At 48.9% G+C, this 13,695-nt stretch carries 12 protein-coding genes; 11 read left to right on the top strand and 1 reads right to left on the bottom strand.

Annotation, left to right across the window (positions count from 1 at the left end; translation table 11 throughout):
* The first annotated feature begins 58 nt into the window (after nt 1-58).
* The 4 genes from ACTOY7_RS15185 to ACTOY7_RS15170 all read left to right on the top strand — a co-directional run bounded on the left by ACTOY7_RS15185 (nt 59) and on the right by ACTOY7_RS15170 (nt 3,373).
* Complete coding sequence (locus ACTOY7_RS15185) at nt 59-451, top strand: ATP-binding protein (protein WP_482672473.1); 393 nt, start codon at nt 59-61, stop codon at nt 449-451.
* A 69-nt stretch (nt 452-520) separates the two neighbouring features.
* Nucleotides 521-1,399: an ABC transporter ATP-binding protein gene (locus ACTOY7_RS15180; protein WP_160280825.1), complete on the top strand. Its 879-nt coding sequence runs from the start codon at nt 521-523 to the stop codon at nt 1,397-1,399.
* A complete protein-coding gene (locus ACTOY7_RS15175; RefSeq protein ID WP_160280824.1) occupies nt 1,396-2,802 on the top strand; it encodes a hypothetical protein in 1,407 nt (468 codons plus the stop codon). Before ACTOY7_RS15180 ends, ACTOY7_RS15175 begins: the two co-directional genes overlap by 4 nt.
* A gap of 58 nt (nt 2,803-2,860) precedes the next feature.
* Nucleotides 2,861-3,373, top strand: coding sequence for a hypothetical protein (locus ACTOY7_RS15170; RefSeq protein ID WP_482671860.1), 513 nt, complete (start codon nt 2,861-2,863; stop codon nt 3,371-3,373).
* Nucleotides 3,374-3,625: 252 nt separating this feature from the next.
* Here ACTOY7_RS15170 and spoVT read toward each other — a convergent pair whose 3' ends face one another.
* Nucleotides 3,626-4,171, bottom strand: coding sequence for a stage V sporulation protein T (spoVT, locus tag ACTOY7_RS15165; protein ID WP_160280823.1), 546 nt, complete (start codon nt 4,169-4,171; stop codon nt 3,626-3,628).
* 256 nt (nt 4,172-4,427) lie between these two features.
* Between spoVT and ACTOY7_RS15160 the strand changes: the two genes are divergently transcribed.
* The 7 genes from ACTOY7_RS15160 (at nt 4,428) to ACTOY7_RS15130 (ending at nt 13,596) form a co-directional block, all read left to right on the top strand.
* A complete protein-coding gene (locus ACTOY7_RS15160; RefSeq protein ID WP_300884704.1) occupies nt 4,428-5,300 on the top strand; it encodes a transporter substrate-binding domain-containing protein in 873 nt (290 codons plus the stop codon).
* Nucleotides 5,301-5,455: 155 nt separating this feature from the next.
* On the top strand, nt 5,456-6,142 hold the full coding sequence (locus tag ACTOY7_RS15155; RefSeq protein ID WP_160280821.1) for an amino acid ABC transporter permease: 687 nt from the start codon (nt 5,456-5,458) through the stop codon (nt 6,140-6,142).
* A gap of 15 nt (nt 6,143-6,157) precedes the next feature.
* The gene (locus ACTOY7_RS15150; protein WP_160280820.1) at nt 6,158-6,943 is read left to right on the top strand and encodes an amino acid ABC transporter ATP-binding protein; all 786 of its coding nucleotides are present in this window, start codon (nt 6,158-6,160) and stop codon (nt 6,941-6,943) included.
* Between the two features lie 345 nt (nt 6,944-7,288).
* Entirely contained in the window at nt 7,289-8,716 is a 1,428-nt protein-coding gene (purF, locus tag ACTOY7_RS15145; protein WP_394683874.1) for an amidophosphoribosyltransferase, read from the top strand.
* A 93-nt stretch (nt 8,717-8,809) separates the two neighbouring features.
* Nucleotides 8,810-10,243: an adenylosuccinate lyase gene (gene purB / locus ACTOY7_RS15140; RefSeq protein WP_482671256.1), complete on the top strand. Its 1,434-nt coding sequence runs from the start codon at nt 8,810-8,812 to the stop codon at nt 10,241-10,243.
* 19 nt (nt 10,244-10,262) lie between these two features.
* Entirely contained in the window at nt 10,263-11,726 is a 1,464-nt protein-coding gene (gene gltX / locus ACTOY7_RS15135; RefSeq protein ID WP_300884706.1) for a glutamate--tRNA ligase, read from the top strand.
* Nucleotide 11,727: 1 nt separating this feature from the next.
* Nucleotides 11,728-13,596, top strand: coding sequence for an ATP-dependent helicase (locus ACTOY7_RS15130; RefSeq protein ID WP_482671255.1), 1,869 nt, complete (start codon nt 11,728-11,730; stop codon nt 13,594-13,596).
* Nucleotides 13,597-13,695: the final 99 nt, after the last annotated feature.

Genomic DNA, 13,695 nt, shown 5'->3' with positions numbered 1-13,695 from the left:
CTATTCGGTGACCACCATATCTTAGCCGATATATATCAAGATATTGAATTTTAGAAGCATGCCAAAGTATTACTTTAAACGAAGTTCACGGATTCAGGTAACAGATATTTCTCTGCCATCAGTCAATATAGATAAGAGTGTTCTTTTTCGTGTGTTAGAAAATTTACTGCAAAATGCTATGAGATATATGAATGAGCAAATAGTTGTGGGAGTATATCAAAAAGACAATCTGTTTTTGATGTCTGTAAAAGATGACGGAAAAGGATTTTCCGAAGAAGATTTAAGACAGGCGACTAATATGTTTTATGGAAATGAGAAAGGAAATGAGCATTTTGGTATAGGACTTGGAGTATGCAGGCTGCTTTGTGAAAAGCATGGCGGTTTCTTAGAGATTGGTAATAATGATATTTCAGGGGCGTATGTAATCGCTGCTTTAGATATTTTGGGATAATGTTGGCGAAAATTTGTCTTTTGCGTATTAGAATCTCCTTACAGTAAAACGTAAGGAGGTTTTCTATTTATGGAAATTGTTATTGACAATCTCTCTAAGAGATATGGAAAAAAAGAAGCTATTAAAAATCTTTCTTTGAAAATTCCATCAGGTATGTATGGGCTGTTGGGAAGAAACGGTGCAGGAAAAACAAGTTTGACGCAGATATTGGCAGCGCTTTCTGTTCCAACAAATGGAGATATTTGGTTAAATGGTGTTTCAATTAAAGAAACAGCAAAAATCAGAGAAATGGTAGGGTATCTTCCACAGGATTTTTCTATGTATAGAAGTATGACAGTTTTGGGGGCAATGGATTATCTTGGTTTGTTATCAGACATTCCGAAAGAAATACGAAAAGAACGGATTGACGAGCTACTTGAAAAAGTGAATTTGAAAGATAATGCAAAAACTAAAATCAAGGCTCTTTCGGGAGGTATGAAACGGCGGCTGGGGATTGCGCAGGCACTTCTTCATAATCCCCAAATTCTTATTGTTGATGAGCCGACGGCAGGGCTTGACCCCGAAGAACGTATACGTTTCCGCAATTTATTGAGCGATTTTGCAGATGATAGAATTGTACTTTTATCAACGCATATTGCTTCAGACATTGAATCCATCTGCGATGGAGTTGCAGTATTGAATGATGGCAAGCTAATATTTCATGGAAGTACAGAAGAATTGATACGGCAGGCAGATGGAAAGGTATATCTTATTACGGCATCAAAGGAACTGGACAGGCACATCAAGGAGAAATACGTTTGTTTAAATATGAGCAATACTCGTACTGGTATACAATACAGAATATTATCCGATACCCCGCCCAAAGAAAAGGGAAAGATACAGTCCCCTACTTTGGAAGATGGGTATATGTATTTATTACATCAAATAGAGGGAGGTGTCCGTCCATGAAGTTATATTTAAGAGAATGTCGCGGAATAGCGAGTAGTCTTGTATATTTTCTTTTTATTGCGGTATTGGTTTTTAGTTGGTGGGGGGAGTTTCGCGGTGTGACGAAAACAGAGATTGACCGGGCAAATGGTAAGACACCTGCGAATGTCGGTTTTGACCGACCTCTGCTTACAGAGCCAACAAAAGAAGATAATTATTTTGGCATGAAAACTTCTGAGGATAATCCAGAAGATATTATGACGGGTGTGACCAGAGCTTTATTGATGGAATACAAAAATAATCTATACGCCACATATCCTTTGCCTGTAAGAAATTATAAAGCAGTTTCGCTGAGCAGTAAAGAGCAGGCACGTGTGCTTGAAATTCTATGTGAGGTAACAGGACTTACAGAAGAACAATTAAGTAATTTGCCGCAAGGTTATTTTCCTGCTGTCACAGGCACGATTATTTCAACTGACGCAGCAGATTTTGATGAAGATGGAAATCTGTATATGCAAAGCAGAGAGGATAACAAAACAAATGTCATTGAAGAAATGGATAAAACAAAAAAATTTATACCACAAGTCACATACGAGCGTTTTAAAGAATTGATGCGTGAAATGGAAACAATGATTGGAGAAGAAGATTCTCAGTATTCAACAGAAATGATGATTACCTATTTTGGTTTGTCGGAAATGGGCTATGAGGAAGCGCGTTCCGAGTATGACCAGACAATCAAGGGTGATAAAGTGACAGGGAGTTTTGCCCGGCTGTTCTGCGATTACATGGGGTTGTCTTTAGGATTGTATCCGATTTTTATTATTGTGTTTATGTGGTTAAAAGACCACTTGGAGAACATGACGGAGCTGCTTTATACCCGTAAAGTATCCTCTTTAAAGTTAGTTTTAACAAGATATTTGGCAGGCATTACAATGGTTTTTGTTCCAGTCATACTATTGAGCTTTGAATCTTTGATACCGCTTATATCTTTTGGGAGTGAACACGATATTTCCATTGATTATTTTTCTTATATCAAATACACCTTATGGTGGCTTCTGCCTACTATCATGATAGTTTCTGCAATAGGTTTATTTTTTACATTATTGACAGATTCACCGATTGCTATCCTGCTGCAATTTTTATGGTGGATAATTGACAAGGGTGCGACTGGGTTATCTGGAGATACAAAAAGTACCACTCTGATGATACGGCATAATACATTGCGGGGTTATGAACTGATAGAGGATAATTTTCATGCCATTTGTGTTAATAGGTTGTTAATGGCAGGCATCAGTATTTTACTTGTTATCTTGTCAGTATGGGTATTACAGCAGAAAAGGAAAGGAAAAATCAATGTGGCAAATATCTATGGTAAGGCTTTGGGGAATATTAAAAGCAAATTTTCGTTTATCCATACGAAATAACCTGTCGATTGCAATTTTATATTTGCTGATAATTCCTGTTCTGCGGAGCATTGAAAATTTGAATGAAATCTATTCGGCAGAATGTTTGGAGCAGTCAGTAATACTCATTGGAATATTACTAATCGTGCCGCTTCATGCAGCGGAACATGAAGCGGCAATACGGGACGTGGTATTTACTAGAAAAATACCGCAATGGATGGTATTACTCATACGAATGATTACAGCAATCGTAATGCTTGTGCTTTTGACGGGTATATTTGCAGAAATTATGATAGTGAAAAATTGCACATTTCCCTATATGAGTTATGTTGTGGGAACTGTAATAAGTGAGCTGGCTTTAGGAAGCGTTGGTTTTTTTGCGGCAGTGCTAAGTAATTCAGTTATAGCAGGTTATTTGGTATCAATAGGATATTTCCTGTTCAACTATCTTGGAAATATATCAGATACTAATATTTTTTGCCTGTTTTCTATGAGAACAGGTGATTTCATAACAAAGGTATGGCTTTTCGGAATTAGTGTATTAATGATAACAAATACCTTGATTTATGTGAAGAAAAAGAAAGTTTGTTAAATGATTCTTTTATCCACCGAATAAAAAAACGGTGATTTTGGAGGGAGGTTTCGCTGAAACGGTCCTAAGGGATACAGGCGATACCTTACCGAAGAAAGTCCGTATGTTCTGCGGGAACATGGATCTTTAACGGAAGGTATCCCCACCCTTTGTATGCCTGTCAGATTAGTGCTTTTTGGCAGCTGCTTACGATTTACTGCGTATTGCCGCGATGTATCGACCGGCACGTAAGCGCGGCATTACGAATCAGGATTACTGCTCCATCTGCCGCCCCAGAAAGCCCGCCGCGCTCATGGCGACCTTCTGCTCCGTCTCGCCCATCTTTTTCTTCTCATCCCGGTTCAAAAATACTACCGAACCAATCACGTCCCCTTCACACAGGATCGGACATACGGCTTCTTCCTGGTAGTCCACGTCTCCGTCCGCGATCCGGATGAATTTGTTGCTGTCTGCTTTTGCAAGGATATGCTCCCGCTGCTGGATCACCTTTTCCAGATCCTTGCTGATATATTTATCCTGAAGATCCTTCTTTCCATTTCCGGCTGCAGCCACGATCTGATCCGTGTCCGTGATGCACACCGTACAGTTCATGGTCTGCGCCAGGCTCTCCGAATATTGCTTCGCCAGAGCGCCGAGTTCTCCGATGGGAGAATATTTTTTCAGGATCACTTCCCCTTCCCGGTCGGTAAAGATCTCCAGAGGATCCCCTTCGCGGATGCGGAGTGTCCGGCGGATCTCCTTTGGAATCACAACTCTGCCAAGATCATCTATTCTGCGTACAATTCCTGTAGCCTTCATATTCTGTATTACCTCCATCTGCAAATTATGTCGTGATTCTATTATTTGTAAATGAAGGTATTTTATACCTGAATTAAAAATGAAAAAATGCATGAAGAAATCAGTATAGAAGACTTATTTTTTTATTGACTTTAATCTGGTAAACTGCTAATATAAGAAAGTGGTTGCTGGAGGACTGGTTTCTTGGGGCCGAAGCAAGTGCTCTGAGGCACAGCAACAGTTTAGATGAAAACGATACAATAAGGAGAAGATGAAAATGAAAAAGTTAATTACCATGATGTTGACGCTGGCAATGGTTTTTTCACTGGCGGCATGCGGCAATTCTGACAATTCCGGGGATTCCAATGGAGATACGGCAGACAGCCAGGCGGAAAGCCAGGAAAGTCAGGAAGAGGACAGCTCGGATGCTTCTGACGCAGACAGCGATCTGGCTTATGTGAAGGATAAGGGCACATTGGTTGTAGGGATCACGGAATTTGAGCCCATGGATTATAAGGATGAGAGCGGAGAATGGATCGGATTTGACGCGGACATGGCAAAAGCATTTGCCGAAAGCCTGGGTGTTGAGGTAGAATTTGTAGAGATCGACTGGGACAACAAGATCATGGAGCTGGACGGCAAGACGATTGACTGCGTATGGAACGGCATGACGCTCACCAGCGAGGTGACCAGCGCCATGGAATGCTCCAAAGCATACTGCAACAATGCGCAGATCGTGATCGTACCCTCTGATGTGGCGGACAAGTATCAGGATAAGGACAGCTTAAAGGATTTGACCTTTGCCGTGGAAGCAGGAAGCGCCGGTGAAGAGCAGGTCAGCGGGCTGGAACTGGAGTATACTGCTGTTAAGGCGCAGTCCGATGCGTTGATGGAAGTGGCTTCCGGCACATCGGACGCGGCTGTGATTGATTCCCTGATGGCGGCAGCCATGGTAGGAGAGGGAACCGGCTATGCGGACCTGACCTATACGGTAGGACTGAACAGTGAAGAATACGGCGTCGGCTTCCGGAAAGGCTCCGACCTTGCGGCTGCCCTCAATGACTTCTTCACAGAGAGCTACGGGGACGGCAGTATGATGGAGATTGCCGAAAAATATGGAGTGGATGCTGCCATTGTAGAGCAGTCCTGAGAAAAATTCTAGCTGTACGGTTGGAAAAAATTAGGAGAGAGCGGCAGTCCGTTCTCTCTTTTTGAGATTCCGAAGAACGCGGATCAATCAGCCGGGGGGGACAGTTCTGCGGCTAGGAATCCAATCATGAATCAAAGAGAAAGCAGGATACATACATGGAATTGATTTTAGAACAGATGCCGATCGTCATACGTGCCCTGAACGTCGGCTTTATACAGACCCTGAAGCTGTTTTTTGTGACTCTGATCGGCGCGTTTCCGCTTGGCCTGGTGATTGCTTTCGGCTCTATGTCCAGGTTTAAGCCGCTGAGTTTTATCACCAAGATCCTGGTCTGGATCATCCGGGGGACTCCGCTGATGATCCAGCTGCTGATCATCTATTATTTTCCAGGTCTGGTGTTGCACACCCCCATCTGGGGCGGCGGCGAGGGCGGAAGGTTTCTGGCGGCGTCGGTGTCCTTTATCCTCAATTATGCCTGCTATTTTTCAGAGATCTACCGGGGCGGCATCCAGGGCGTTCCCGTGGGACAGGAGGAAGCGGGCCTGGTGCTGGGAATGACCAGGAGCCAGATCTTTTTCAAGATCACGCTGCTGCAGATGATCAAACGGATCGTTCCGCCCATCTCCAACGAGATCATTACGCTGGTCAAGGATACATCCCTTGCGCGGATCATCGCGCTGCAGGAGATCATCTGGGCGGGCCAGGCTTTCATGAAGGGATCTCAGGGAATTTCCGGCGCCATCTGGCCCCTGTTTTTTACAGCGGTGTATTATCTGATCTGGAACGGGATCCTGACCATGCTGCTGGGACGGCTGGAAAAGAAGCTGGATTATTTCAGATAGGGGAGGAGAGAGACGATGCCGATTTTAGAAGTAGAACATATTTGCAAATCCTTTGAGCGCACGGAGGTACTCAGAGACATCAGCTTTTCCCTGGAAAAAGGACAGGTGGTTTCCATCATCGGTTCCTCGGGAAGCGGGAAGACCACGCTGCTTCGGTGCCTGAACTTCCTTGAGAGGCCGGACAAGGGGGTGCTGCGTGTCAATGGAGAGGTTTTATTTGACGCGGGCGATGCCTTTACCATGCAGGAATTGGAGATCCGCAGGAAACGGCTCCATTTCGGACTGGTGTTCCAGTCCTTCAACCTGTTCCCCCAGTATACGGCCATGGAAAATGTTATGCTGGCGAAGGAATTGCTGGCAAAGGAGCAGCCGGATTATAAGGCGAAAAAAAAGGAGATCCACGAGGAGATCGCGGGACAGGCAGAAACCCTGCTGGATCAGATGGGCCTTTCCGACCGGAAGAACAATTATCCCCATCAGCTTTCAGGAGGCCAGTGCCAGCGTGTGGCGATCGCCCGGGCGCTTGCCCTGCAGCCGGATATCCTCTGTTTCGACGAACCTACCTCGGCCCTGGATCCGGAGCTGACGGGAGAGGTCCTGAGAGTCATCCGGGAGCTGGCGGATCAGAATACCACAATGATTATCGTTACCCATGAGATGGCATTCGCCCGGGATGTGGCGAACCAGGTGATCTTTATGGACGATGGGATCATCCTGGAGCAGGGGGATCCCCGGCAGGTGTTTGAACATCCGAAGGAGGAGCGGACACGGCAGTTTTTATCAAGATTTACACAGGGATGATGGTCAGGAACCACAGGTATACAGCCGGGACACCTTGCTTGTCTATGGCATTTACCTGTAGTTCCTGACCGCTTTTTTATGAGAGCATATGCGGAAAGGCTGCGGAGGCAGATTTGTGGAGGTTAACAAGTGACATGCAGCTTTCATAGATGGAAATTGTTTTGCGGCAGGTTTTCCGTATTGATTTTCATGAGGGCATGTATTATAATCGTGGAGATGAAACAGGTCCTTATGCCTGTGAATGCGCAACAGGATGCACGGACCAGGAGTGAACGATATACTGTGCGCCAGATTTCATCGGCCGTGAGTATAACTACAAGGTTTCTAAAGAAAAGGAGTTCATTCATGAGTGAATTTGAAAAAATATCCACCGGCCTGGGGGAAGAGTGTGGGGTATTCGGAGCCTATGATATGGAGGGAGGCGATGTGGCCGCTTCGGTGTATTACGGGCTGTTTGCGCTGCAGCACCGGGGGCAGGAGAGCTGCGGGATCGCGGTGACCGATACCTTCGGACAGCGTAAGGTCCTGTCAAAGAAGGGACTCGGACATGTGGACGACGTGTTCGACGAGGAAGCCCTGAAAGCACTTAAGGGCAACTTAGGAGTGGGCCATGTGCGGTATTCCACGGCCGGCGGAACCCGGGTGGAAAACGCGCAGCCTCTTGTCATCAATTATGTAAAAGGAACCCTTGCGATCGCCCACAATGGAAATCTGGTCAATGCCGTGGAGCTTCGGAGGGAGCTGGAATATACGGGCGCTATTTTCCAGACCACCATTGATTCCGAAGTGATCGCCTACCATATTGCAAGGGAACGGCTGAATGTGAAAAAGGCGGAGGACGCGGTCAAGAATGCCATGAAGAAGATCGAGGGCGCCTATGCGCTGGTGGTCAGCAGCCCGCGGAAGATGATCGGGGCACGGGATCCGAGAGGCTTAAGGCCCCTTTGCATCGGAAAGCGGGACCGCACCTGGTTTCTGGCATCCGAGAGCTGCGCTATTGCGGCCATCGGGGCAGAGTTCGTGCGGGATGTACTGCCGGGGGAGATCGTCAGCTTTACGAAGGACGGCGTGATCTCCGATATGAGTATGGCAGTGCCGCCTGAGAAGCAGACAAGATGTATCTTTGAATATATTTATTTCGCGCGGACAGACAGCACGCTGGACGGGGTGAATGTCTATCATTCCCGGATCCTGGCGGGGAAGGCGCTGGCCGAATCCTATCCGGTGGAGGCGGACCTGGTGGTGGGCGTGCCGGATTCCGGACTGGTGGCGGCCAAGGGGTATTCGGAGCATTCCGGGATTCCCTACGGGATGGCATTTCACAAAAACAGCTATGTGGGCCGGACCTTTATCAAGCCGAAGCAGAGCGACCGGGAGTCCAGTGTGAAGATCAAGCTGAATGTGATCCCGGAGGTGGTCCGGGGAAAACGGATCGTGATGGTGGATGATTCCATTGTCCGGGGGACCACCTGCGCCAATATCATTAAGATGCTGAAAAAGGCGGGCGCAGTGGAAGTCCATGTGCGGATCAGTTCGCCTCCCTTTTTGTACCCCTGCTATTTCGGAACGGATGTGCCGTCCAATGAGCAGCTTATCGCCCATTCCCATACGACGGAGCAGATCCGGGAGATGATCGGGGCGGATTCTTTAGGATATATGGAGGTCGAGAAGCTGAAAACGATGGTCGGGGAGCTGGGATACTGCGATGCCTGCTTTACCGGGCACTATCCCATGAAGGTGCCGGACCACGATATCAGCCACGCATTCGAGTAACAGGGAGGATCGCCGGATAAGCATGCATACAGGTTCTGTCCGGCAATCCATTTGCCGCGTGGATTAGTTACAAAATTGAAGGAGGATAATAACATGAGTACGGATCGTTATGTAAGCCCGCTTTCCGAGCGGTATGCCAGCAAGGAGATGCAGTACATTTTTTCACCGGACAAAAAGTTCCGGACATGGAGGAGGCTGTGGATCGCCCTTGCTGAGACGGAAAAAGAGCTGGGGCTCCCGATCACGGAGGAGCAGATCGAGGAACTGAAAGCCCATGCGGAGGATATCAACTATGATGTGGCCAGGGAGCGGGAGAAAATCGTCCGTCATGATGTGATGTCCCATGTCTATGCCTATGGGGTGCAGTGTCCGAAGGCCAAGGGGATCATCCACTTAGGCGCAACCTCCTGCTATGTGGGAGACAATACGGATATCATCGTGATGGCGGAAGCCTTAAAGCTGGCGCGTAAAAAGCTGGTCAATGTGATTGCGGAGCTGGCAAAATTTGCGGATGCGCAGAAGGCCCAGCCCACCCTGGCATTTACTCATTTCCAGCCGGCCCAGCCCACCACCGTGGGAAAACGGGCTACCCTCTGGATGCAGGAATTTGAGATGGACTTAGAAGACCTGGATCATGTGCTGGGCAGCTTAAAGCTGCTGGGCAGCAAGGGGACCACCGGGACGCAGGCCAGTTTCCTGGAGCTGTTCGACGGAGACCAGGAGACCATCGACAGGATTGATCCGATGATCGCGGAGAAAATGGGATTTGCGGCATGCTATCCGGTATCCGGGCAGACCTATTCCAGAAAGACCGATACCAGGGTCCTGAATGTACTGGCCGGGATCGCTGCCAGCGCCCACAAGCTTTCCAACGACATCCGGCTTCTGCAGCATTTAAAAGAAGTGGAAGAGCCTTTTGAAAAGACCCAGATCGGTTCCTCGGCAATGGCCTATAAGCGGAATCCCATGCGCAGCGAACGGATCGCTTCCCTGTCCCGGTATGTGATGATCGACGCGCTGAATCCGGCCATTACCTCCGCGACACAGTGGTTTGAGCGGACACTGGATGATTCGGCGAACAAGCGGCTGAGCGTGCCGGAGGGCTTTCTGGCCATCGACGGGATCCTGGATCTGTGCCTGAATGTGGTGGACGGCCTTGTGGTCTATCCAAAGGTGATTGAGAAGCGTCTGATGTCGGAGCTGCCGTTCATGGCAACGGAAAACATCATGATGGACGCGGTGAAGGCAGGCGGCGACAGGCAGGAGCTTCATGAGCGGATCCGGGAGCTTTCCATGGAAGCAGGAAAAAATGTAAAAGAGCGGGGAATGGACAACAACCTCCTGGAGCTGATCGCGGAGGATCCGGCCTTCAACCTGAGCCTGGAGGAACTGGAAAAGACCATGGATCCGGCGAAATATGTGGGACGCGCAAGGGAGCAGGTAGATGCCTATCTGGAAAAGGTGATCCGCCCCCTTCTCGAAAAAAATAAAGAACTTCTCGGCGTCAAGGCAGAGATTCATGTATAAAAGATTGGAGAGATAAGAAATGAAAAAAGTAAGGACAAGATTTGCGCCCAGCCCTACAGGAAGAATGCATGTAGGGAATCTGAGGACTGCGCTGTATGCCTATCTGATCGCAAAGCATGAAGGCGGGGATTTTATCCTCCGGATTGAAGACACCGACCAGGAGCGGTTTGTGGAAGGGGCACTGGAGATCATCTACCGGACTCTGGAAAAGACAGGACTGATCCATGACGAAGGTCCGGACAGGGACGGCGGCGTGGGCCCCTATGTGCAGAGTGAACGCCAGGCTTCCGGCCTGTATCTGAAATATGCGAAGCAGCTGGTAGAGCAGGGGGATGCCTATTACTGCTTCTGCGACAAGGAGCGGCTGGATTCCCTGCGAACCTCGGTTTCAGCGGACGGAACGGACATCGTGGTGTATGACAAGCACTGCCTGGGATTGAAGAAGGAAGAAGTAGAGGCTAATCTGGCGGCAGGAAAGCCCTGGGTCATTCGCCTCAATGTGCCTAATGAGGGCGAGACTACGTTCCACGATGAAATTTATGGGGATATCACGGTGCCCAACCAGGAGCTGGACGATATGATCCTGATCAAGTCGGATGGCTATCCGACCTATAATTTTGCCAATGTGATCGACGACCATCTGATGGGCATCACCCATGTGGTGCGGGGCAATGAATACCTGTCCTCCGCGCCCAAGTACAACCGGCTGTATGAAGCCTTCGGCTGGGAGGTGCCGGTGTATGTGCACTGCCCGCTGATCACCGATGAGGAGCACAAGAAGCTGAGCAAGCGGTGCGGACATTCCTCCTATGAGGATCTGATCGACCAGGGCTTTGTATCCGAGGCGGTGGTCAATTATGTAGCGCTTCTGGGCTGGTGTCCCTCCGACAACCGGGAGATCTTCACACTCCAGGAGCTGGTGGAGGCATTTGACTATACCCATATGAGCAAATCGCCGGCCGTATTTGACACGGTGAAGCTGAAATGGATGAACGGGGAATATCTCAAAGCCATGGATGAGGAACGATTTTTCGAACTGGCGAACCCTTATATCCGGGAAGTGGTTTCCAAAGATTTTGACCTGAAAAAGATTGCGGCGCTGGTAAAGACCCGAATTGAAATCTTTCCGGATATAAGGGAGCAGATCGACTTCTTTGAGGAAGTTCCGGAATATGATACTGCGATGTATACGCATAAGAAGATGAAATCCACACCGGAGACTTCGCTCACGGTGTTGAAGGAGCTGCTTCCGGTACTGGAAGCGCAGGAGGATTACAGCAACGACGCGCTGTTTGAGACCTTGAAAGGATACGTGGCGGAGAAGGGCGTGAAGATCGGCTATGTGATGTGGCCCATCCGCACCGCGGTTTCCGGAAAACAGAACACCCCCGGGGGCGCCACGGAGATTATGGAGGTCCTGGGAAAAGAGGAATCCTTAAAGCGGATCCGGGAAGCGGTCCGGAAACTGGAGGCAGGAGTTTAATTTGAATCAGGCACAAAAGCGGGCGGCAGCCCACACGGAGGGTCCGTGCCTTGTGCTGGCGGGACCGGGTTCGGGGAAGACCCTGACCATTGTAAACAGAATAAAGTACCTGATAGAGGAGCGGAGAGTAAGACCAGAAGAAATTCTGGTCATTACTTTTACAAAATATGCGGCCGAGGAGATGAAGCTTAGGCTGCAGGCCCTGATGGAAGGAAGAAGGCTTCCGGTGACGATGGGGACCTTTCACGGGATCTATTATGGAATCCTGAAATGGGCGTACCGTCTGGGGCCTCACAATATCCTCTCCGAGGAGGAGAAGTATGGGATGCTCCGGCAGATCGTGAGCCGGCAGGAAGCGGAGGTTTTTGACGAGGAGGATTTTCTGCAGGGGATCGTCACGGAGATCGGGACAGTCAAAAACCAAAGGGCGGACCTGGAGGAATACCAGGCAAAGCACTGTCCGGCAGAGACCTTCCGGTGTATTTACCGAGAATATGAAACTATGCGTAAGGAAGCCAAAAAAATAGACTTTGATGATATGCTGGTTTTATGTTATGATTTATTCAGACGGCGTCCGGATGTGCTGAAGCTTTGGCAGGAAAAGTTCCGGTATATCCTGGTGGATGAATTTCAGGATATCAACCAGGTGCAGTATGATGTGATCCGGATGCTGGCAGCACCGGAGCACAATCTGTTCGTGGTGGGAGACGACGACCAGTCCATCTACGGCTTCCGGGGAGCGGATGTGAAGCTGATGTTCCGGTTTTTAAAGGATTATCCCGGTGCAGAGCGGATGCTTTTAGACAGGAATTACCGTTCCACGGCCAATATCGTCCGACATGCGCTGCAGGTCATTGAGAACAACGAAGTCCGGTTCGAGAAGCAGATTCGGACGCAGAAGCCGGCGGGGAGTGCGCTGCATATCCAGGAGACGCTGGATTCTGAGGATGAAAGCGCCTATGTGGTGTTAGAGATCCGGCAGAGGATGGAGGCCGGGATCCCTCCGGAGCAGATCGCCGTGCTCTTCCGGGTGCATACGGACGCTCGGGCGCTGGCCGGGCAGCTGGTGAAGCACAGGATTCCCTTTTATATGCGGGAGTCCATGCCGGACCTTTACCAGCATTTTATCGCCAAAGATATCCGGGCCTATCTGCGTCTGGCAGGAGGCGGCCGGGACCGGGCGGATCTTCTGCAGGTCATGAATCGGCCGGTCCGTTATCTGAGCCGGGCCTCCGTGTCCGGGAGCCGGATCGTGCCCTTTGAAGAGCTGCGGAAGTTCTATTGCGATAAGGACTGGATGCAAGACCGGATCGACCAGTTTGAGTGGGACCTGAAAATGATGGAGAAGATGGCGCCTTATGCCGCGATCCAATACATCAGGAAAAAGGTCGGTTATGATGATTATCTCCGTGAATACGCAGAGACAAAGGGGCAGCAGCCGGCAGAATATTTTGACATGCTGGGAGAGCTGGAGGAGTCCGCAAAGCCCTTTGGGACGGCAGAAGAATGGTTCACCCATATGGCGGAATATACAGAAGCCCTGAAGAAGCAGAAGCAAAAGAAGCGGGAGGCCGGGACAGGCGTCCGCCTGATGACCATGCACGCGTCGAAGGGACTGGAATTTGACACCGTATTCATCATCCAGGCCAATGAGGGACGGATCCCTTACAAGCGGGCCGTGCAGGAGCATGGGACGGAGGAAGAACGGAGGCTGTTCTACGTAGCCATGACCCGGGCCAAGGAGGTGCTCAAGATCAGCTATGTGACCGTGAAAAACGGAAAAGAAGCGCAGCCCTCCCGCTTTGTGGAAGAACTGCATCCGAAAAAGAAAGAGACGCAGGGAGGAACAAATAAATCAGGCTTCTATTGACAAACCTGCAAAACACGTTAGAATAAAGATAGTGTAATAGGGTATAAGATATAGAATGCGGAAATTGTATGTATTCAAAATCGGTTGAATGAGGTATGT

It is taken from the genome of Schaedlerella sp., assembly GCF_056796775.1.
This window is presented reverse-complemented; position numbering and strand designations above follow the sequence as displayed.